The organism is Vibrio sp. 1401, assembly GCF_033340295.1.
The window spans coordinates 1-792 of record NZ_JAWOWF010000258.1 but is presented as its reverse complement, the minus strand read 5'-3'; the positions used below and the strand labels follow the sequence as shown (position 1 = coordinate 792).

Sequence of the window (792 nt, the reverse complement as noted above, 5' to 3'; positions counted from 1 at the left end):
ATGTGATCCGTCGTTGATATTAATATGACCAATTACGCTAGACCGAGAACAAACAAAAAAAGGCCACCTTTCGGTGGCCTTTTGATTCTAGCTTTCAGGCTATCGCAATGTATTCAAACTTAGTTGAAGTTTGGCTTTGTCATTGCTGCAGAGGCGCGGTTTGTTGCCACTTGGCTACCAGCACCTTTAGCTTGGTAGCGTTCAGCTTTAAACGGCGCTGCGGCTACTTCGATTTCACGTAGTTCTTGAGGGCCAGGTGCTTTTGTCATTGGTGCGCTAGCTCGTGGCTTAGCAACAACGTTGATAACTTCAGCTTTCATCTCTGGCGCTGCTACTGGAGTTTCAACGGCGACTTCTGTTGCTGCTTCTTCCAAAGTTTCTGCAACGACTGGCTCTTGAACCGGAGCTTCTTCAACAACTGTTTCTGTTGTTGCTTCCGCAACAGGTGCTTCAGCCACTTCAACGATCGGCTCTACAGGAGCTTGATCAACCGCTACTGGCTCTGCCTTTTCAGGCGCTACAGCTTCAACAATCGGTGATTCAGCTTTAGCTTCTACTGTTTCTTGAACTTTAGGTTCAACAACAGGTGCTTCAGCTACCGCAGGTTGCTCACGACGGATGATGACTTTACCCATTGCCATTTCAGGGCAAGCAAAACCACCTTGCATAGCAGGTACAGTTGCAATTGCCACAACCGCTTCTTCCTGAACTCGCTCTTCCTTCTTAGGCGCTGGTTTTGGAATGTAACGTGGCATCACTTTACCCATTGCCATCTCAGGAGATGCTACACCG

1 pseudogene is annotated in these 792 nt (G+C 48.1%); it reads right to left on the bottom strand.

The window, feature by feature from the left end:
* Positions 1-119: 119 nt before the first annotated feature.
* Positions 120-792: pseudogene (locus R7Z77_RS24955) on the bottom strand (ribonuclease E); the annotation flags it as partial.